The sequence below is a fragment of the Phycicoccus flavus genome (assembly GCF_004025965.2).
GTDB lineage: Bacteria > Actinomycetota > Actinomycetes > Actinomycetales > Dermatophilaceae > Phycicoccus > Phycicoccus flavus.
The window spans coordinates 38,108-56,686 of sequence record NZ_SAYU02000006.1 but is presented as its reverse complement, the minus strand read 5'-3'; the positions used below and the strand labels follow the sequence as shown (position 1 = coordinate 56,686).

The 18,579-nt window shown below is 72.9% G+C and carries 17 protein-coding genes and 1 pseudogene; 8 read left to right on the top strand and 10 right to left on the bottom strand.

From position 1 onward, the window contains the following. Nucleotides 1–448 precede the first annotated feature (448 nt). Nucleotides 449–1,940: pseudogene (locus tag EPD83_RS03355) on the top strand (SulP family inorganic anion transporter). 39 nt (nucleotides 1,941–1,979) lie between these two features. Here EPD83_RS03355 and nadA read toward each other — a convergent pair. Next, the gene (gene nadA / locus EPD83_RS03350) at nucleotides 1,980–3,176 is read right to left on the bottom strand and encodes a quinolinate synthase NadA (protein ID WP_128367396.1); all 1,197 of its coding nucleotides are present in this window, start codon (nucleotides 3,174–3,176) and stop codon (nucleotides 1,980–1,982) included. 27 nt (nucleotides 3,177–3,203) lie between these two features. Further along, nucleotides 3,204–3,722 carry a DinB family protein gene (locus EPD83_RS03345; RefSeq protein WP_128366755.1) on the bottom strand — a complete coding sequence of 173 codons (519 nt, stop codon included), beginning with the start codon at nucleotides 3,720–3,722 and terminating at the stop codon, nucleotides 3,204–3,206. Between the two features lie 102 nt (nucleotides 3,723–3,824). Here EPD83_RS03345 and EPD83_RS03340 point away from each other — a divergent pair, with 102 nt between their 5' ends. The 4 genes from EPD83_RS03340 to aat all read left to right on the top strand — a co-directional run bounded on the left by EPD83_RS03340 (nucleotide 3,825) and on the right by aat (nucleotide 7,369). Continuing rightward, a complete protein-coding gene (locus EPD83_RS03340; protein WP_128366754.1) occupies nucleotides 3,825–4,991 on the top strand; it encodes a glycerate kinase family protein in 1,167 nt (388 codons plus the stop codon). A gap of 213 nt (nucleotides 4,992–5,204) precedes the next feature. Beyond that, on the top strand, nucleotides 5,205–5,576 hold the full coding sequence (locus EPD83_RS03335) for a HesB/IscA family protein (protein WP_128366753.1): 372 nt from the start codon (nucleotides 5,205–5,207) through the stop codon (nucleotides 5,574–5,576). A gap of 81 nt (nucleotides 5,577–5,657) precedes the next feature. Further along, complete coding sequence (locus EPD83_RS03330) at nucleotides 5,658–6,641, top strand: carbohydrate kinase family protein (RefSeq protein ID WP_128366752.1); 984 nt, start codon at nucleotides 5,658–5,660, stop codon at nucleotides 6,639–6,641. A gap of 50 nt (nucleotides 6,642–6,691) precedes the next feature. Further along, nucleotides 6,692–7,369, top strand: coding sequence for a leucyl/phenylalanyl-tRNA--protein transferase (gene aat, locus EPD83_RS03325; protein WP_128366757.1), 678 nt, complete (start codon nucleotides 6,692–6,694; stop codon nucleotides 7,367–7,369). Here aat and EPD83_RS03320 read toward each other — a convergent pair. Together EPD83_RS03320 and EPD83_RS03315 are read right to left on the bottom strand one after the other, a co-directional pair. After that, nucleotides 7,336–7,623, bottom strand: coding sequence for a sulfurtransferase TusA family protein (locus EPD83_RS03320; RefSeq protein WP_128366751.1), 288 nt, complete (start codon nucleotides 7,621–7,623; stop codon nucleotides 7,336–7,338). The two genes, aat and EPD83_RS03320, sit on opposite strands and share 34 nt — an antisense overlap. Next, nucleotides 7,620–8,798 carry an aminotransferase class V-fold PLP-dependent enzyme gene (locus EPD83_RS03315; RefSeq protein ID WP_235950320.1) on the bottom strand — a complete coding sequence of 393 codons (1,179 nt, stop codon included), beginning with the start codon at nucleotides 8,796–8,798 and terminating at the stop codon, nucleotides 7,620–7,622. The genes EPD83_RS03320 and EPD83_RS03315 overlap by 4 nt, the downstream gene beginning before the upstream one ends. Nucleotides 8,799–8,887: 89 nt before the next feature. On the opposite strand from EPD83_RS03315, the gene ctaC reads away from it, so the two are divergent. From ctaC to EPD83_RS03300, 3 genes are read left to right on the top strand one after another with little or no spacing between them, the layout of a single operon-like run. Then, the gene (gene ctaC, locus EPD83_RS03310) at nucleotides 8,888–9,778 is read left to right on the top strand and encodes an aa3-type cytochrome oxidase subunit II (protein WP_128367520.1); all 891 of its coding nucleotides are present in this window, start codon (nucleotides 8,888–8,890) and stop codon (nucleotides 9,776–9,778) included. Between the two features lie 28 nt (nucleotides 9,779–9,806). Further along, nucleotides 9,807–11,564, top strand: coding sequence for an aa3-type cytochrome oxidase subunit I (gene ctaD, locus EPD83_RS03305; protein WP_235950324.1), 1,758 nt, complete (start codon nucleotides 9,807–9,809; stop codon nucleotides 11,562–11,564). Nucleotides 11,565–11,567: 3 nt separating this feature from the next. Then, a complete protein-coding gene (locus EPD83_RS03300) occupies nucleotides 11,568–11,981 on the top strand; it encodes a cytochrome c oxidase subunit 4 (protein ID WP_128367518.1) in 414 nt (137 codons plus the stop codon). Nucleotides 11,982–12,038: 57 nt separating this feature from the next. On the opposite strand, the gene EPD83_RS03295 is transcribed toward EPD83_RS03300, so the two are convergent. The 6 genes from EPD83_RS03295 to ctaE form a co-directional block, all read right to left on the bottom strand. Further along, nucleotides 12,039–12,392 carry a metallopeptidase family protein gene (locus EPD83_RS03295; RefSeq protein ID WP_235950319.1) on the bottom strand — a complete coding sequence of 118 codons (354 nt, stop codon included), beginning with the start codon at nucleotides 12,390–12,392 and terminating at the stop codon, nucleotides 12,039–12,041. A gap of 28 nt (nucleotides 12,393–12,420) precedes the next feature. Further along, nucleotides 12,421–13,845 (bottom strand): serine hydrolase domain-containing protein, encoded by a 1,425-nt coding sequence (locus tag EPD83_RS03290; protein WP_165566196.1) that lies wholly within the window; start codon nucleotides 13,843–13,845, stop codon nucleotides 12,421–12,423. Between the two features lie 155 nt (nucleotides 13,846–14,000). Beyond that, nucleotides 14,001–15,758 (bottom strand): cytochrome bc1 complex cytochrome b subunit, encoded by a 1,758-nt coding sequence (gene qcrB, locus EPD83_RS03285; protein ID WP_128367387.1) that lies wholly within the window; start codon nucleotides 15,756–15,758, stop codon nucleotides 14,001–14,003. Continuing rightward, nucleotides 15,755–16,903, bottom strand: a complete 1,149-nt coding sequence (qcrA, locus tag EPD83_RS03280) for a cytochrome bc1 complex Rieske iron-sulfur subunit (RefSeq protein ID WP_128367386.1) — start codon at nucleotides 16,901–16,903, stop codon at nucleotides 15,755–15,757. Before qcrA ends, qcrB begins: the two co-directional genes overlap by 4 nt. Nucleotides 16,904–16,952: 49 nt before the next feature. After that, nucleotides 16,953–17,765 carry a cytochrome bc1 complex diheme cytochrome c subunit gene (gene qcrC, locus EPD83_RS03275; protein ID WP_128367388.1) on the bottom strand — a complete coding sequence of 271 codons (813 nt, stop codon included), beginning with the start codon at nucleotides 17,763–17,765 and terminating at the stop codon, nucleotides 16,953–16,955. A gap of 38 nt (nucleotides 17,766–17,803) precedes the next feature. Then, nucleotides 17,804–18,493, bottom strand: coding sequence for an aa3-type cytochrome oxidase subunit III (gene ctaE, locus EPD83_RS03270; RefSeq protein ID WP_456107189.1), 690 nt, complete (start codon nucleotides 18,491–18,493; stop codon nucleotides 17,804–17,806). Between the last annotated feature and the right edge of the window lie 86 nt (nucleotides 18,494–18,579).

Sequence of the window (18,579 nt, the reverse complement as noted above, 5' to 3'; positions counted from 1 at the left end):
CGGACATTTCGGGGTGACCCCGAATTGTCCGCGATACAGGGTTTCGGAAGCGGGGTCTCGGTGACGAAGCGGGGTCTCGACGGCCCGGCCCTCCTCGGTCGGCCGCCTCACCCGCCGGACATTTCGGGGTGACCCCGAAATGTCCGCGGAGCAGGAGTTCGTAAGCGGGGTCTCGGTGACGAAGCGGGGTGTCGACGGCCCGGCCCGCCTCGGTCGGCGGTGGGGTGGGACGCGGACGGATTCGGGGTGGTCGGCCCCCGGCGGCTAGGGTGGCCATGCGTCCGCGAGCCACCGCGTCGACGCGTCCGGCCGTCACCGAGTGCGGCCCACCCGACCTCCTGTCCTGCCCGACGTCGTGCGGGGCCCGCCCCGGCCTGCCCGGGGCCGACCACCGCCGACCCCGGAGCCACCCGTGTCCCGTCCCGCCCCCGCGGCCGCCCAGGCCGAGCTGTCCCGCTTCCCCCACGAGGAGGCGACGACCTCCGTCCTGGCCGCCCTGCGCTCCCCGAAGCGACTGCGCACCGAGGTGCTCGCGGGCCTCGTCGTCGCCCTCGCCCTCATCCCCGAGGCCATCTCCTTCTCGGTCATCGCCGGCGTCGACCCGCGCGTCGGGCTCTTCGCGTCCTTCACTATGGCCGTGTCCATCGCGGTGCTGGGCGGCCGCCCGGCGATGATCTCGGCGGCCACCGGCGCGGTCGCCCTCGTCATCGCCCCCGTCGTGCGCGAGTACGGCCTCGATTACCTCCTCGCCACCGTCGTCCTGGCCGGGCTCATCCAGGTCGCGCTCGGGCTGCTCGGCGTGGCCCGGCTCATGCGCTTCGTGCCCCGTTCGGTGATGGTCGGCTTCGTCAACGCGCTGGCCATCCTCATCTTCCTCTCGCAGGTGCCGCACCTGGTCGGCGTGCCGTGGCTCGTCTACCCCCTCGTGGCGGTGGCGCTCGCGGTCATCGTCCTGCTGCCGCGCCTCAGCACCGCCGTGCCGTCACCACTCGTCGCCATCGTCGGCCTCACCGCCGTCACCGTCGCCGCGGCCCTCGCGGTGCCGACCGTCGGCGACGAGGGCGCCCTGCCGGACAGCCTGCCCGGGTTCGTCCTGCCCGACGTCCCGTTCACCCTCGAGACGCTGCGTCATCGGTCCCTACGCCCTCGGCATGGCGCTCGTCGGGCTCATGGAGTCGCTGATGACCGCGACCCTCGTCGACGAGATCACCGACACCCACTCCAGCAAGACCCGCGAGTCCTGGGGCCAGGGCGTCGCCAACGTCGTCACCGGCTTCTTCGGCGGCATGGGCGGCTGCGCGATGATCGGCCAGACGATGATCAACGTGCGCGCCTCGGGCGCCCGCACCCGCATCTCGACGTTCCTCGCCGGGGTGTTCCTCCTCGTCCTCGTCGTGGTGCTCGGCGACGTCGTCGGGCTCATCCCCATGGCCGCGCTCGTCGCGGTGATGATCATGGTGTCGGTCGGCACCTTCGACTGGCACAGCATCCGCCCCTCCACCCTGCGCCGGATGCCGCGCAGCGAGACGGCGGTCATGGTCGTCACGGTCGCCGTCGTCGTCGCCACCCACAACCTCGCCATCGGCGTCGTCGTCGGCGTCCTCACGGCGATGGTGCTCTTCGCCCGCCGCGTCGCCCACCTCACCCGCGTGGTCCCCGTGGAGTCGGGCGACCCCGGGGTCCGCGTCTACGCCGTCCAGGGCGAGCTGTTCTTCGCCTCGAGCAACGACCTCGTCACCCAGTTCGACTACGTCGGCGACCCCGAGCGCGTCGTCGTCGACCTCACCGCCGCGCGGGTGTGGGACGCCTCGAGCGTCGCCGCGCTCGACGCGGTGACGACGCGCTACGCCGCCAAGGGCAAGACCGTCGAGGTCGTCGGGCTGGGCGGGCACAGCCGCGACCGGCACGAGCGGCTGGCCGGCCACCTCGGCTCGCACTGACCCCCGACCCGACCCGGTCCGCCGGGGAGGGCGAGGGGCTCAGTCCTTGGCGGTCTCGCCGGGGAGGGCGAGCATGCGGTCCAGGGCCACCCGCGCCCAGTGCGCCGTGCCCTCGTCGACCCGGATGGGGTTGACGACGCGGCCGTCGACGAGCGACTCCAGCGCCCAGACCAGGTGCGGCAGGTCGATGCGGTTCATCGTCGAGCAGTAGCAGACGTTCTTCTCCAGGAAGAGGATCCGCTGCTCGGGGAACCGCGCGGCCAGCCGCCGGACGAGGTTCAGCTCGGTGCCGACCGCCCAGGCCGTGCCGGGCGGGGCCGCGGCGACGGTCGCGATGATGCGCTCGGTGGAGCCCACCTCGTCGGCGAGCTCGACGACCTCGTGGCGGCACTCCGGGTGGACGATGACCTTGACCCCGGGGACCTCCCGGCGTGCGGCCTCGACCGCCTCGACGGAGAAGCGGCCGTGCACCGAGCAGTGGCCGCGCCACAGGATCATCGTCGCGTCGCGCAGCTGCGCGGCGGTGAGCCCGCCCTGCGGCTTGTGCGGGTCCCAGACGACGCAGCCGTCGAGCGACCCGCCGAGGTCGCGCACGTAGGTGTTGCGCCCGAGGTGCTGGTCGGGCAGGAAGAGCACCTTGCCGCCGTCCCCGGCCTGCTCCAGCGCCCAGGTGAGGGCGGTCCGCGCGTTCGACGACGTGCAGATGGTCCCGCCGTGCTCGCCGGTGAACGCCTTGATGGCGGCCGAGCTGTTCATGTACGTCACCGGCACGGTCGCGTCGGCGACCCCGGCCTCGGTGAGCTCGTCCCAGCACTCGCGCACCTGGTCGATGGCGGCCATGTCGGCCATCGAGCAGCCGGCGGCGAGGTCGGGCAGGACGACGGTCTGGGTGTCGGCGGTGAGGATGTCGGCGGACTCGGCCATGAAGTGCACGCCGCAGAAGACGACGTACTCGGCGTCCGGCCGGGCCGCGGCCTCCTTGGCGAGCTTGAAGGAGTCGCCCGTGACGTCGGCGAACTCGATGACCTCGTCGCGCTGGTAGTGGTGGCCGAGGACGAACAGCCGGTCCCCGAGGGCCGCCTTCGCCGCCCGCGCCCGGGCCACGAGGTCGGGGTCGGACGGCGCCGGCAGGTCGCCGGGACACTCCACGCCGCGCTCGGTGGCGAGGTCGCGGCCGTGACCGAGGACGAGCAGGGGCAGCGGGGCGTGCTGGGGCGTGCCGGTGGTGGTCGTCACCCGGCCGATCCTAGGTGCACCGAGGACTCAGGCCATGGTGCGCTGCCCGTCCAGGGCCTCCCGGAGGATGTCGGCGTGGCCCGCGTGCTGCGCGATCTCGGCGGCGAGGTGGACGAACGATCGCCGGGCCGAGCGGACCGCCCCCGGCTCGAACCACGGCGCGGGCGGCAGCGGCCGGGTGGCGTCGAGGTCGACCGAGGCGACGGCGGCGTCCGTCGCCTCGCCGGCGGCCGTGAAGGCGGCGACGAGGTCGGCGAGGGTCTCACCGGCGGCCATCGTGAACGACGCGGTGAACTCCTCCTCGTCGCCCGCCATCGCCGACGGCCCCTCGAGGACGAACCCGGTCCACTGCCGCTCCATGAGCGTGAGGTGCTTGACGAGCCCGCCCAGGCACAGGGTGCCCACCGTCGGGGTGGCGGCCGCCTGCTCGTCGGAGAGCCCGTCGACGGTGCGCAGGAACAGGAAGCGCTGGGTGCGCAGGGACTCCAGGAGGTCCGCGCGCTCGCCCCCGGCGGGAGGGGGCTCGGTGGTCGGGGTGTCGGTCACGGCGGGCTCCTCGGGGGGTCGGCGGGTCGGACCTGCGACGGTACGCCGGGGCACCGACACCGGTCTGGGTCCGCGGCCGTCCGGCCCGATACCCTCGCACGCGTGCGCGTCCTCATCGCCCCCGACGCCTTCGGGTCGACGCTCGGACCCATGCAGGCGGCCGCCGCGATGGCCGAGGGCTGGGGGACCGGAGCCCCGCACGACGAGGTCCGCACCCTGCCGCTGTCGGACGGCGGGCCCGGCTTCCTCGACGTCCTGGAGTCCGCCACCGGTGGGACGACGGTGGCCGTGACCGTCAGCGACCCGCTCGGGCGCGAGGTGCCCGCGGCGGTGCTCGTCGTCGACGACGGACGCCACCGCACCGTGTGGATCGAGGCCTCCCAGGCCACCGGGCTGCACCTCCTCGGCGCCGACGAGCGCGACCCCGGCGTCACGAGCACGTGGGGTGTCGGACAGCTCCTCGACGCCGCCCTGGCCGAGGGCGCCACCCGCGTCGTCGTCGGCGTCGGCGGCGGGTCCACGAACGACGCCGGTGCCGGGATGCTCGCCGCCCTCGGGGCCGGCCCCGCGTCGGTGCTGGCCCGCGGCGGCCTGGCCCTGCGCGACGCGCCGGGGGACTCGCTGCTCGGCCTGCCGGCCGTCCTGGACCGGCTCTCCGGCGTCGAGCTCGTCCTCGCCACCGACGAGGAGACCCCCCTGCTCGGGCTGTCCGGCACGAGCGCCGTCGAGGCGCCGCGCAAGGGCGCGTCGCCGGGCCTGGCCCAGACCCTGGAGTTCGCCCTCGGGCACTTCGCGGACGTTCTCGGCCGTTCGCTGCCCTCGCCCCCGCTGGACCTGCTCTCGGGCCGCCCCCGCCGCCTGGACCGCGAGCCCGGCGCGGGCGCCTCCGGGGGCCTCGGTTTCGCGCTGCTCGCCCTCGGCGCGCGGCCGGTGGGCGCCGTCACCGAGGTGCTGCGCGTCACCGGCTTCGACGTGGCCGCCGCCGGCAGCGACCTCGTCGTCACCGGCACGGCCCGGCTGGACTGGACCGCGCTGCGCGGCTCCGTGGTCTCCGGGGTGGCCGAGGCGACGATGCAGACCGCCCGGCCGGTGGTCTGCATCGCCGGCGAGCTGCTCGTCGGCCGGCGCGAGACGATGACCATGGGGCTCGCCGGCTGCTACGCCGTCGCCGACCAGCCGCACGAGGTCGAGGCCATGGTCGCCGACCCGGTGGCGACGCTGGAGGCGCGCACCGCCCGGGTGGCGCGCACCTGGTCCCCGGGGCGCTGACCCACGAGGACGCCGAGCGGTCCGTCCGGCCCCGCCGGCACGCGGTGGCGGGCCGCGCCGACACCGGCGGACGCGCCCGGACCGGCGGCCCGTCCGGCGCTGTCGGCGAGGAGACGTACAGTGGACGTCGTGTCCGGGAACACCCGCCGACCCCCGGCGGTTCCACCCAGTGAACCGGCTCCGGCCACCTGAACCGACGAGGAGGACTCCTCCATGAGCGACCAGCTCCAGACCACCACCGAGGCCCCCGAGACCGCCGCCCACGGCGTCGTGCTCACCGACCTGGCCTCGTCCAAGGTCGCGTCCCTGCTCGCGCAGGAGGGGCGCGACGACCTGCGGCTGCGGGTCGGGGTGCAGCCGGGCGGCTGCTCCGGCCTCATCTACCAGCTGTACTTCGACGAGCGCACCCTCGACGGCGACCTCGTCCGGGACTTCGACGGCGTCGAGGTCGTCGTCGACCGGATGAGCGCCCCCTACCTCGAGGGCGCGACCATCGACTTCTCCGACACGATCGAGAAGCAGGGGTTCACCATCGACAACCCCAACGCGGGCAGCTCCTGCGCCTGCGGCGACAGCTTCAGCTGACCTCGGCACGCGGACGGGCCCGGACCACCCCCTCGGTGGCCCGGGCCCGTCCGCGTCCCGGCGCCCGGTAGGTTCGCTCCCGTGCAGATCGCCGTCACCGGATCCATCGCCACCGACCACCTCATGACCTTCCGCGGGAGGTTCGCGGACTCGCTGGTCGTCGACCAGCTCGACAAGATCTCGGTGAGCTTCCTCGCCGACCGCCTCGAGATCCGCCGCGGCGGCATCGGCCCGAACATCTGCTTCGGGATGGCCGTGCTCGGGATCCGGCCGCTGCTCGTCGGGTCGGCGGGGGAGGACTTCGGGGAGTACCGCAGCTGGCTCACCCGGCACGGCGTGGTCACCGACCACGTGCGGATCTCCGACACCCAGCACACCGCCCGGTTCGTGTGCACGACCGACGACGACATGGCCCAGATCGCGACGTTCTACACCGGGGCGATGTCCGAGGCCCGGATGATCGAGCTCGGCCCCATCCACGACAGGTGGGACCTCGACCTCGTCCTCGTCGCCCCCGACGACCCCGAGGCGATGCTGCGGCACACCGAGGAGTGCCGCGCCCGGGGCATCCCGTTCGTCGCCGACCCCAGCCAGCAGCTCGCCTTCGCCGACGGCCCGTTCATCCGCAAGCTCGTCGACGGCGCCGACTACCTCTTCACGAACGAGTACGAGTCGCACGTCACCGAGACCAAGACCGGCTGGACCCAGGACGAGATCGACGACCGGGTGACCACCCGCGTCATCACCCGCGGCAAGGACGGTGCCGACATCCGGACCAAGGGCGCCGAACCCATCCACGTCCCGGTGGCCGGGGAGGTCGAGCGCGTCGACCCGACCGGGGTCGGCGACGCCTTCCGCGCCGGCTTCCTCGTCGGCCTCGCCGGCGGCCTCGGGCACGAGCGCTGCGCCCAGATGGGCTCGGTGCTCGCCGCCTACGTCCTGGAGACCGTCGGCACGCAGGAGTACACCGTGGGGCAGCGCGGCTTCCTCGACCGGGTCGCCGCCGCGTACGGCGACGACGCCGCCGCCGAGATCGCCCCCGTCGTGCGGTGCGCGCGCCCCTGACCCGCCCCCGCGCCGTGTTCCCGCCGCAGGAGCCCCCGCGCAGCCCGTGGATGCTCGACGCCGCCCGGGCGACCCCGGGGGAGGACCTCGTCGCCGCCGGGGCCGACCTCGAGCCGGGGACCCTCCTGGCCGCCTACCGGCTGGGGCTGTTCCCCATGGGGCTCGGGGCACACGGCGAGGGGACGACCGGCTGGTGGTCGCCGGACCCCCGCGGCGTCATCCCGGCCGGCGGCCTGCGGGTGCGCACGTCGCTTCGGAAGGTGCTCGGCCGCTTCGAGGTCACCGTCGACACGGCCTTCGCCGACGTCCTCGCCGGCTGCGCCGACCCCTCCCGTGAGGGTCGGTGGATCACCCCCGAGGTCGAGGCGGCCTACACCGTGCTGCACGAGCTCGGGTGGGCCCACAGCGTCGAGGTGTGGCAGGACGGCGCCCTCGTCGGCGGCCTCTACGGGGTGTCGGTCGGCGGGCTGTTCGCGGGGGAGTCGATGTTCCACCGGGTGCGCGACGCCTCGAAGGTCGCCCTCGTCGGGCTCGTCACCCGCTTCCACGCCGACGGCGACCCCCGGCGCATCGTCGACGTCCAGTGGGCCACCGACCACCTGCGGCGGATGGGGGCGCAAGAGTGGTCCCGCGAGCTCTACCGGGAGCGGCTGGCGACAGCGCTCACCGCCCCCCAGGTCGACCTGGCCCGCGTTCAGCCGGTGCCGGCGCCGAGGACGAGCACGTAGCGCGTCCACGTGCCCTCGGGCTCGGCGTCGACGTGGTGCCCACGCAGCCAGGCCCAGGCGGGGACGTCGACGGCGGCGATCTCGTCGTCGGCGAGGAGGACGACCGTCGCGCCGGCCGGGAGGTCACGGGCGGCGCGGGCCACCCGGACGACGGGGACGGGGCAGCGGGTGCCGCGGGCGTCGACGACGGGTGGCTCGCCGCCCGGCCGGCCGGCCGGCGGTCCGTCGTCCGGGGCCCGCTCCGGCGCCGTCACAGGTCGGCCACCCCGAGCCGCGCGCGCAGGCCGGCGACGACGTCGGGCAGGAGGGCGCAGAGCCGGTCGACGTCGTCGGCGCGGTGCGGCGAGACCGACGCCAGCGGCAGGGTGACGCGGACGTTGCCGTGGGTGAGCACACCGAGCGCCGCGAGGACGTGGCTGGGGCGCAGGGTGCTCGAGGTGCACGCCGACCCCGAGCCGACGGCCAGGTCGTGCCGGGCCAGCTCGTCGACGACGGTCTCGCCGTCGACGTAGAGGACGCTGAAGGTCACGACGTGGGGCAGGCGGTCCTGCGGGTCGCCGACGACCTGGACGTCCGGCACGGCGCCGGCGGCCGCCCGCAGCCGGTCCACGAGCGCCCGGGCGGAGGTGGCGTCCTCGTCCGCGGCGGCCTCGCCCTGGCGCCAGGCCTCGGCGGCCGCGAGGACGAGCGGCACCCAGGGTGCGGCGAGGGCGCGGCCCTGCTCCGCCTCGCGCCGGGGCCCGGGTAGGCCCCAGCGGGCCCCGGACCGGACGCCGAGCAGGCCGAGCGGGGGGCCGCCGAAGGACGCGGCGTCGGCGACGACGACGTCGCCCGCGCCGGCCGGCAGCGGGTCGCGCCCGAGCGAGGTGGTGGCGTCCAGCAGCAGGGGCACGCCGGCCTCCCGGGCGGCGGCCGCGACCGCCGCGACCGGCTGCCGGGTCCCGACCTCGCCGTTGGCGGTCTGGAGCACGACGGCGGCGGTCCCGGGACGCGCGAGGGCGGCGACGAGGGCGGCGACGTCGACGACCCCGGACCGAGACACCGGCACCGGCGCCTCGTCGCCGGTGCGGACCAGCACGGCCGTGCGCTCGACCGCCGAGGCGACGACCCGCTCGCCGACCCGCCGGCGGGCGTGCCGCAGCCCTTCGAGCCCGACGGAGAGGGCGTCCTCGGCGCTCGCGTGCACCGAGAGCTCGTCGGGCCGCACCCCCAGCGCACCGGCGAGGACCTCGCGGGCGGTGTCCAGGAGGCCGCGCGCCCGGCGACCGGGCCCGTGCCGGCGGGTCGGGTCGGCCCAGGCGAGGTCGGCGGCGGCGCCCAGGGTGGCCGCGGCGAGGGGGTGCAGCGGGCCGCGCGTGGCGTCCAGGCAGCCGGCCGCGACACCCCCGGGGGGACCGGCCGGGAGAGGGTCCGAGGTGGTGTTCGCCACGGTTCGACAATAGGGCCCCAGCCTGGGCCGGACCGGGGGGGTGCAGTAGGCTCTGACCCGTTCTGTCCACTCGACCAAAGGGTGAAGCGGTGCGCCAGCACGACCTCCTTCCGCCCCGACGCCCGGCCCGCCGGATCGGCACGTGGGCCGCTCTCGGAGCGCTGTCGGCCACCGTGCTCGGCGGGTGTGCGAGCGGCGACCTGCGCGGTGACGCCTCGACCGGTTGGCTCCCGCACGCGGTGACCGAGGGCGGGGAACGGGTGACGAACCTCTGGATCGGCGCCTGGATCGCCGCCATCGCCGTGGGCCTGCTCGTCATCGGCCTCATCGTCTGGTGCATGGTCGCCTACCGGCGCCGCAAGGACGACGTCGAGCTGCCGGTGCAGCTGCGCTACAACATCCCGATCGAGATCCTCTACACGGTCGTGCCGATGCTCATGGTCATCGTGCTCTTCTACTACACGGCCCGGGACGAGTCCGCGCTCATCGACACCAGCCAGGAGCCGGACGTGACGGTCAACGTCATCGGCAAGCAGTGGAGCTGGGACTTCAACTACGTCGAGGCCGACGTCCACGAGGTCGGCACCCAAGCCATCCTCACCGGTGAGCCGGGCGCCGAGGAGACCATCCCGACGCTCTACCTCCCGGTGGGCGAGCGCACCGAGTTCGTCCTCACCACCCGCGACGTCATCCACTCGTTCTGGGTGCCGGCGTTCCTCCAGAAGATGGACATGATCCCGGGGCGGGTCAACCGCTTCCAGGTCGTCCCGACCCAGGAGGGGCAGTTCAAGGGCAAGTGCGCCGAGCTCTGCGGGGCCTACCACTCGCAGATGCTGTTCAACGTCAAGGTCGTCTCCCGCCAGGAGTACGACGCGCACCTGGCCGACCTGCGGGCCGCGGGCCAGACCGGGCTGCTCAACAACAGCCTGAACCGCTCCGAGCTCATGGACGACCAGGTCGTCACCGACGGAGGGAACTGACCCGATGAGCACCGCCTCCGACACCCGGATGTTCCGGGAGGCCACGACGACGAGCACCACGCGCCGCGTGGCCAAGGGCTCGGTCGTGGTCCGCTGGATCACGACCACCGACCACAAGGTCATCGGTCACCTGTACTTCATCACCTCGTTCATCTGGTTCCTCCTCGGCGGCGTCATGGCGCTGGTCATCCGCGCCGAGCTCGCCGAGCCCGGCCTGCAGATCGTCGACAGCCCGGACCAGTACAACCAGCTGTTCACGATGCACGGCACGATCATGCTGCTGCTCTTCGCGACGCCGCTCTTCGCGGGCTTCGCCAACGCGCTCATGCCGCTGCAGATCGGCGCCCCGGACGTGTCCTTCCCGCGCCTGAACATGTTCGCCTACTGGCTGTACCTGTTCGGCGGCCTCATCGCCGGCGCCGGCTTCCTCACCCCGAACGGCGCCGCCGCCTTCGGCTGGTTCGCCTACGCCCCGCTCTCGGACAACGTCTACAGCCCGGGCGTCGGCGGTGACCTGTGGGTCTTCGGCCTCGCGCTCAGCGGCTTCGGCACCATCCTCGGCGCCGTCAACTTCATCACGACGATCATCACGATGCGCGCACCCGGCATGACGATGTTCCGGATGCCCATCTTCACGTGGACGGTGCTCATCACCTCGATCCTCGTGCTCATCGCCTTCCCGGCGCTGGCCGCCGCGCTGTTCGCGCTCGGCGCCGACCGTCGCTTCGGCGCCCTGATCTTCGACCCCTCCGGGGGCGGGGCGATGCTCTGGCAGCACATCTTCTGGTTCTTCGGGCACCCCGAGGTCTACATCATCGCGCTGCCGTTCTTCGGCCTGATCTCCGAGATCCTCCCGGTGTTCTCCCGGAAGCCGATCTTCGGCTACAAGACGCTCGTCTACGCGACGATCGCCATCGCCGCCCTGTCGGTGTCGGTCTGGGCGCACCACATGTACGCCACCGGACAAGTGCTGCTGCCGTTCTTCGCGATCATGACGATGCTCATCGCCGTGCCCACCGGGGTGAAGTTCTTCAACTGGATCGGGACGATGTGGGGCGGCAAGATCGAGTTCGCCACGCCCGTCTACTGGGCCATCGGCTTCCTCGTCACGTTCCTCTTCGGCGGGCTCACCGGGATCATCCTGTCCAGCCCGGCCCTGGACTTCCAGCTGTCCGACAGCTACTTCGTCGTCGCGCACTTCCACTACGTCGTCTTCGGCACCGTCGTGTTCGCGATGTTCGCCGGCTTCTACTTCTGGTGGCCGAAGTTCACCGGCCGCATGCTCGACGAGAAGCTCGGCAAGATCCACTTCTGGATGCTCTTCGTCGGCTTCCACACGACGTTCTTCGTCCAGCACATCCTCGGCGCCCAGGGCATGCCCCGCCGGTACGCCGACTACCTCCCCGAGGACGGCTTCACCCTCGGCAACCAGATCTCGACGGCCGGCGCGTTCCTCCTCGGCGCCTCGATGATCCCGTTCTTCTACAACGTGTGGAAGACCTGGAAGACGGCGCCGCTCGTGGAGTCCGACGACCCGTGGGGCTACGGCGGCTCGCTGGAGTGGGCGACGTCCTGCCCGCCGCCGCGGCACAACTTCGACCGCATCCCGCGGATCCGCTCGGAGCGTCCGGCCTTCGACCTGCACCACCCGGAGGCCGCGCCCCCCGGCAGCCACCACCCCGACCGCGACGCGTCCAAGAAGAGCAGCCTCGTCTCGGCGCTCGGCCCGGCCGACATCGAGGACGAGGGGTTCACCGACGAGCCGCGCCAGAACACGGAGGACTGACCGATGCGCGCGATGGAACGGATCGGCATCCTCGTCGGCGTCTTCGCCTTCACGATGGCCGTCATCTACTGGGCCTGGACGGCGTCCACGGTCATCGGTGTCGAGTGGGTCGGGGTCATCGGCCTCATCCTCGCCGGGCTGCTCGGCTTCATGATCGCCTGGTACCTGTGGATGACGCGGCGCAAGCTGGACCAGGACCCCTCGGACGACCCGCTCGGCGACATCGACGAGATCCAGGGCGACTACGGGTTCTTCAGCCCGCACAGCTGGCAGCCGCTGTTCCTCGGCGCCTCGGCCGCGGTGTGCTTCCTCGGCCTCGCCGTCGGCTGGTGGCTCTTCATCATCGGCGCCTTCTTCGCCATCCCCGCGCTCGTCGGCTGGACCTTCGAGTACTGGAAGGGCCCCAACGCCCTCTGAGCCCGCCGCGCGGCCCACGACGGGCCGTGCCGCGGCGTCCGTGGCTCCCGGACGCCCTCAGTCCCAGCCGAGGTCGTGCAACGCGTCGTCGTCGATGCCGAAGTGGTGGGCGATCTCGTGGACGACCGTCACCGCGATCTCGTCGGTCAGCTCCTCGGTGTCGGCGCACATCCGGGTCAGCGGTCCGCGGAAGAGCAGGATGCGGTCGGGCAGCGCGCCGGCGCCCCAGCCGTCGCCGCGCTCGGTGAGCGGCACGCCCTCGTAGACGCCGAGCAGGTCGGGGTCGTCGGCGGGCGGCTCGTCCTCGACGAGGAACACGACGTTGTCGAGCATGGCCATGAGCTCCTCCGGGACCTCGTCGAGGGCGTCCTCGACGATGGCGTCGAACTCCTCCGGGCCGATCGGCTGCACGGGCGTGTCCCTGGTCGTCCCGCGCCGCTCAGGCCCACGGGGCGGGCAGGGCGTGCAGGGCTGGAACCGCCAGCGGCACGCCGTTCCAGGACGCGGTGACCGTGCCGTCGACGCAGCGCAGGTGCAGCACGTGAGGGGACTCCACGGCGCAGACCGACGTCTCGAACACCCCCGGCGCCGTCCACGCCCCGGCCGCGGTCCAGGGCCCCGTGACCGGTGCCCACGCGCCGTCCCCGCACGGCACGTCGAGGACCTCCTCTCCCTCGTCGACCCGCAGGCTCCACCCGTCGTCGGCGGGGGACACGGTGACGGCGGCGAGCCGGGGGACCTCCTCGGTCGGCTCGTGCGTGAAGACCCACGGGCCGGGACCGTCCGGCACGGAGGCCGGGACGGGGTGAGGCAGCGTCAGAGCCCCCAGGTGGGCCGTGAGGGCCTCCTGGGCGTCCGCGGACGGCGGGAGGGGTCCCTCGGACAGCGCGGGCAGCAGGACCTGCCAGATCGCGTCCAGCGTCTCCTGGGTGCGCTCGGTGCAGGAGGTGAGGGCGAGGACGAGGTCGGCGCCGGGGACGACGACGGCGAACTGCCCGTACGCCCCGTCCGCCCGCCAGGCGTCGTGGGTGCAGCGCCACATCTGGTACCCGTAGCCCTGGCGCCAGTCGGCGGTCTCGGGGTGGTGCGAGGTGTCGGTGTGCACCGTCGTCATCGCGGCCGCCCAGCCCGGGGGGAGGACCTGGCGGCCCTGCCAGGCGCCGTCGTGCAGCACGAGCTCGCCGAGACGGGCCAGCGCGTCGGTGGTGACGTGCAGGCCGGAGTAGCCGGCGTCGGCGCCGCCCGAGCCCAGCCAGGCCGCCGGCCCGATGCCGACCGGGTCCAGCAGCCGCGGCCGCAGGTAGTCCAGCAGCCGGGTGCCGGCGGCCCGCTGCACCGCGAGGGCGGCCAGGCGGGTCGCACCGTTGTGGTAGACGAACCAGCCCCGCTCCTCCTCCGGCTCCAGGGCGAGGACGCGCTGGACGAAGGGCACCGGCTCCTCGGCGCGCCAGAACAGCGTGTCGGCGCGGTGGCCGGTGCGCATGGCCAGCAGGTCGTGCAGGGTGAGCTCGCGGGTGCGGGGGCCGGCGTCCGCGGCGGCGGCCTCGTCGGGGAAGAGGTCGACGACCCGGTCCTCGAGGCGCAGCAGGCCCTCGTCGACGGCGAACCCGACGGCGCACGCGGTGAACGTCTTGCTCACCGAGTAGACGAGCTGCACCCCCTCCGGCCGGTACGGCGTCCACGAGCCCTCGGCGACGACGTGGCCGTGGCGCAGCACGAGCACCCCGTGCGGCTCCAGCCCGGACCGCTCCCAGCGGCGGACGAGCGCGAGGAGCGCCTCGCTCGGCACGCCCTGGCTCTCCGGGGTGGCGCGGGGGAGTGGCACGGTGTCGGTCCCGGACGGGGCGGGCTCGGTGTCGGTCACGGGTCCACCCTAGGCAGCACGGCCCGCGGTCGGCCCGCGACCTGCGCGGGACACCCGCCGGGCCCCGGTCCGGGGACGACGGGTGTCCCGCCGGACGACGAGGGGCCGCACCCCGGTCGGGATGCGGCCCCTCGTCGTGCTCCGGTCCGGCCGGGTCACTCCAGGCGGCGCGCCAGCGCGTCGTCGCGCGAGGAGGACTCGATCTCGCCGGCGGGCGTCGGACCCTCGATGGCCTCGGCCTCGTGGCCGTGGTGGTGGGCCGCGGCGAGCTCGGCGGGCGTCACCGGGTTGACGGCGTCGGCGAAGTAGAACCGCGACATCGCGCTGCGGACCCGGTCGGAGCGGGCCGCCGGGCGGGCGACACCGTGCTCGTCGGCGGTGGCCGCGATCTCGAAGGGCCGCACGGCCTCGTGCTGGACGAGGATCCACTGGTCCTCGGGCAGCTCCGCCTCGTGCCGCTCGAAGAAGCGGCCGTCGGGGGTGCGGATGATCGTCCCGGACTCGCGTCCGTGGAGGACCTGCTCGCGGTCGCGTCGCTGCAGGGCCAGACAGGTCCGCTTGGTCACCCAGAAGACGATGGGCGGCAGGACGAACAGCCCGATCCGGAAGAACCACGTGATGTCGTTGATCGACAGCCCGAGCTTGATGGCCATGATGTCGTTGCCGGCCGCGAACATGAACACCGTGTAGGCGGTGATGCCGGCCATGCCGATGCCGGTGCGCACCGGGTTGTTGCGCGGGCGGTCCAGCAGGTGGTGCTCGCGCTCGTCCTTGGTGACGAACCGCTCGACGAACGGGTAGGCCCCGAGCACGATGTAGACCAGCGGCAGCAGGACGAGGGCGCCGAGCGCGATGTTCAGCGACAGCGTGTACTCACCCCAGAGGTTGAACTCCAGCCACCCGGGCAGCAGCCGCAGCGCGCCGTCGGCGAAGCCCATGTACCAGTCCGGCTGGGACCCGGCCGTCACCGGCGAGGGGTCGTAGGGCCCGTAGCCCCAGATCGGGTTGATCTGCACGAGGGCCGAGATGAGGGCGAGGACGCCGAACACGATGAAGAAGAAGCCACCGGCCTTGGCCGCGTACACCGGCATCACCGGGTAGCCGACGACGTTGTCGTTCGTGCGGCCGGGGCCGGGGAACTGGGTGTGCTTCTGCAGCGCGACGAGGGCGATGTGGACGGTGAAGAGCCCGACGAGAATGGCGGGCAGCAGGAGGATGTGCACCGAGTACAGCCGCGGGATGATCATCTCGCCGGGGAAGGGCCCGCCGAAGATGCCGTACACGAGGTAGGACCCGATGACCGGGGCGGTCTGGACGAAGCCGGCCATGGCGCGGATGCCGGTGCCGGAGAGCAGGTCGTCGGGGAGGGAGTAGCCGGCGAAGCCCTCGATGATCGACAGCAGCGCGAGCACCGAGCCGATGACCCAGTTGATCTCGCGGGGCTTGCGGAAGGCGCCGGTGAAGAACACCCGGAACATGTGGACGACGACGGCCACGGTGAACATCAGCGCGGCCCAGTGGTGGATCTGGCGGATCATGAGACCGCCCTTGATGTCGAAGCTGATGTGCAGCGTCGAGGCGTAGGCCTCGGACATCTCCACCCCGCGCAGCGGGACGTACGAGCCGTCGTACACGGTGAGCCCCGCGCTGGGGACGTACCAGAAGGTGAGGAAGGTCCCGGTGATCAGGCAGATGATCATCGAGTACATCGCGATCTCGCCGAGCATGAAGGACCAGTGGTCCGGGAAGACCTTCTTCATGAGGTAGCCGACGGGCTTGGCCGCGCCGGTCCGGTCGTCGACCCAGCCGGCGAGGCCGCCGACCTTGCGGGCGGCGGCGCTCGGGGGCGCCTGGTAGGCGGAGTCGCCGTCGCGCAGCGCATCGGCCGGACGTGGTGTCGACGTGGTCGTCATGAGTTCCGCTCCCAGAAGCTGGGCCCGACCGCTTCGTCGAACGGCTGGGCCGAGACGAGGTACCCCTCGTCATCGACGGTGATCTTCAATTGTGGCAGCGGACGCTTGGCGGGACCGAAGATGACCTTGCAGTCCTGCGTGACGTCGAACGTTGACTGGTGGCACGGGCACAGCAGGTGGTGGGTCTGCTGCTCGTAGAGGCCGACGGGGCAGCCGACGTGGGTGCAGATCTTCGAGTAGGCGACGATCCCCTGGTAGCCCCAGTCGCGCTCCTTCTGGCTCTTGATCTGCTCCGGGTCCAGCCGCATGAGGAGGACGGCGGCCTTGGCCTTCTCCTCGAGGAGGTGCTCGGCCCCGCCCTCGTGGGTCACCGGGTCCGGCAGCAGGCCCTGCGGCATGACGTGGAACACCGAGCCGATGGTCACGTCGGACGCCTTGATGGGCAGGTTCTCGGGGTCCTTCATGAGCCGCAGCGGACGGAACGTGGGGATCTCGCCCGGGCCCGACGGGCCGCCGTTCCACCAGGTGAGGGAGAGGCTCTTGCGGGGCATCTCGCCGAGCGATCCCGCGACCTGGAGGACGATGGGCAGGGCGAACAGGCCCATCGCCCCGCCGAGGGTGTACTTGATGAGCGGGCGGCGCCCGATCTGCGACTTGCCACCCTCCTGGGTCATGACCCGGACGGCCTCGGCCCGCTCGGCGTCCCCGGCGCGCATCGGGTGGCGGTCCTCGACGACCTCCTCGTCGGGCATGAGCGTCTTGGCCCAGTGGACGGCGCCCAGGCCGATGCCGAGCAGCGAGAGGGCGAGGGTGACCCCGAGCGCGGCGTTGGACGCGCTCGTCACCCCGACACCGGGGATGAAGACCGTCTGGTTGACGTCGATGACGAAGTAGAGGACGAGGAAGGCGAGTGTCGCGAGCATCGAGATGCCGAAGAGGGTGGCGACCTGCTTCTCGGCCCGCTTGGCGGCGGCCTCGTCGAGGTCGGCCATCCGCGGGATGTGCGCGGGCAGGCCGGGGTTGGCGAACCGCTCGGGCACGCCGCCGGCCCCGACGACGTGACCCTCGTCGAGGCGCACGGCACCGCCGTGGCCGTCCTGACGGGCCACCTCCGTGCCGGTGGTCTCGTGGTCCTGCTCGTTCATCGGGTCCGGACTCTCTCGTGGGGGACGGGCGTACGGGGGCTCACGCGGGTCAGGCGGCCTTGGAGCCGAGCCAGACGGCGCAGCCGACGAGGATGCCGAGGCCGAAGACCCAGGCGAAGAGGCCCTCGGTGACCGGGCCGAGCGACCCGAGCGTCATGCCGCCGGGGTTCTCCTGCTCGTCGATGGTCGTGAGGAAGGCGATGACGTCGCGCTTGTTCTCGGGGGTGATGTTGGAGTCGTTGAAGACCGGCATGCTCTGCGGGCCGGTCTGCATCGCCTCGTAGATGTGCGTCGGGGTGACGCCCTTGAGCGACGGCGCGTACTTGCCGCGGGTCAGGGCGCCGCCGGAGCCGGCGAAGTTGTGGCACATCGCGCAGTTGACGCGGAAGATCTCGCCGCCGAGGGCGGGGTCGCCCTGCGTCGGGTCGACCGCCTCCTCGCTGGGCACGGCCGGTCCGGGGGCCAGGGAGGCGATGTACGCCCCGAGGTGGTCGATCTGCTCCGGGGTGAACTGCACCTCGTCCGAGGCCGCGGCCTGGACGCCGGGCTGGGTCATCGGCATGCGGCCCGTGCCGACCTGGAAGTCGACGGCGGCGGCGCCGACCCCGGCCAGCGGCGGGCCAGCGATCTTGTCGCCCTGGCCGGTGGCGCGTCCCTCGGCGTTGAGGCCGTGGCAGGAGGCGCAGTTGGCGCGGAAGAGGGCCTTGCCCTCCTCGACGGACTGGGCGGGCAGGGCCCGGGTCGTGGCGTCGGCGGGCTCGGGGGCCACGGCGGCGTACGCGGCCCCGGTGAGGAACAGGCCGAGCATGAGGAGGACGGCGATCGCGGCCGGGTGTCGGCGGCGGGCTGCCAGTGCGTTCACGACGGGGGCGCTTCCTTCTCGTCTGCTGCGGTCGGGGGTCAGCCCACGCCGGGCGCGGGGAGGAGGTAGATCATCGCGAAGAGGGCGATCCACACGACGTCGACGAAGTGCCAGTAGTAGGAGGTCACGACGGCGCCGGTGGCCTGGGCGTGGCTGTAGCGGCGGGTCGTGAAGGTGCGCCCGATCATGAGGAGGAACGCGATGAGGCCGCCGGTGACGTGGAGGCCGTGGAAGCCGGTGGCCAGGTAGAAGATCGAGCCGAAGGGGTCGGAGGAGAGCGTCACGCCCTCGGTGACGAGGTTCGCGTACTCGAGCACCTGCCCGGAGACGAAGACCGCCCCGAAGATGTAGGTGAGCACGTACCACTCGCGCATGCCCCAGTTCTTGTACGGGCTGCGGTACAGAGGGGTCCCGGCGGGGCGGGCGGCGACGCCGCGCTCGGCCTGCCACACCCCGAGCTGGCACCACACCGAGGAGATGACGAGGATCAGGGTGTTGACGGCGGCGTAGGGGACGTCGAGGCCCGCGACGCTGTCCCGCCAGATCTCGGGCAGGTTGCCCCGCAGGGTGAAGAAGAAGGCGAAGAGCGCGGCGAAGAACATCAGCTCGCTGGACAGCCACACCATCGTCCCGACGGCGACCATGTTGGGGCGCGTCGCGGGGCCGGAGCCGGCGATCGAGGGGACCGGCCCGGTGTGCTTGAGCGATGCTGCCGTTGTAGACGCCACGCACGCATTATGCCGACTCACCCCCGGGCTTGCCGAGGCGACCCCCCGTAACCCTCGACACGTCGTGCGGCCCGCCCGGCCGCGTG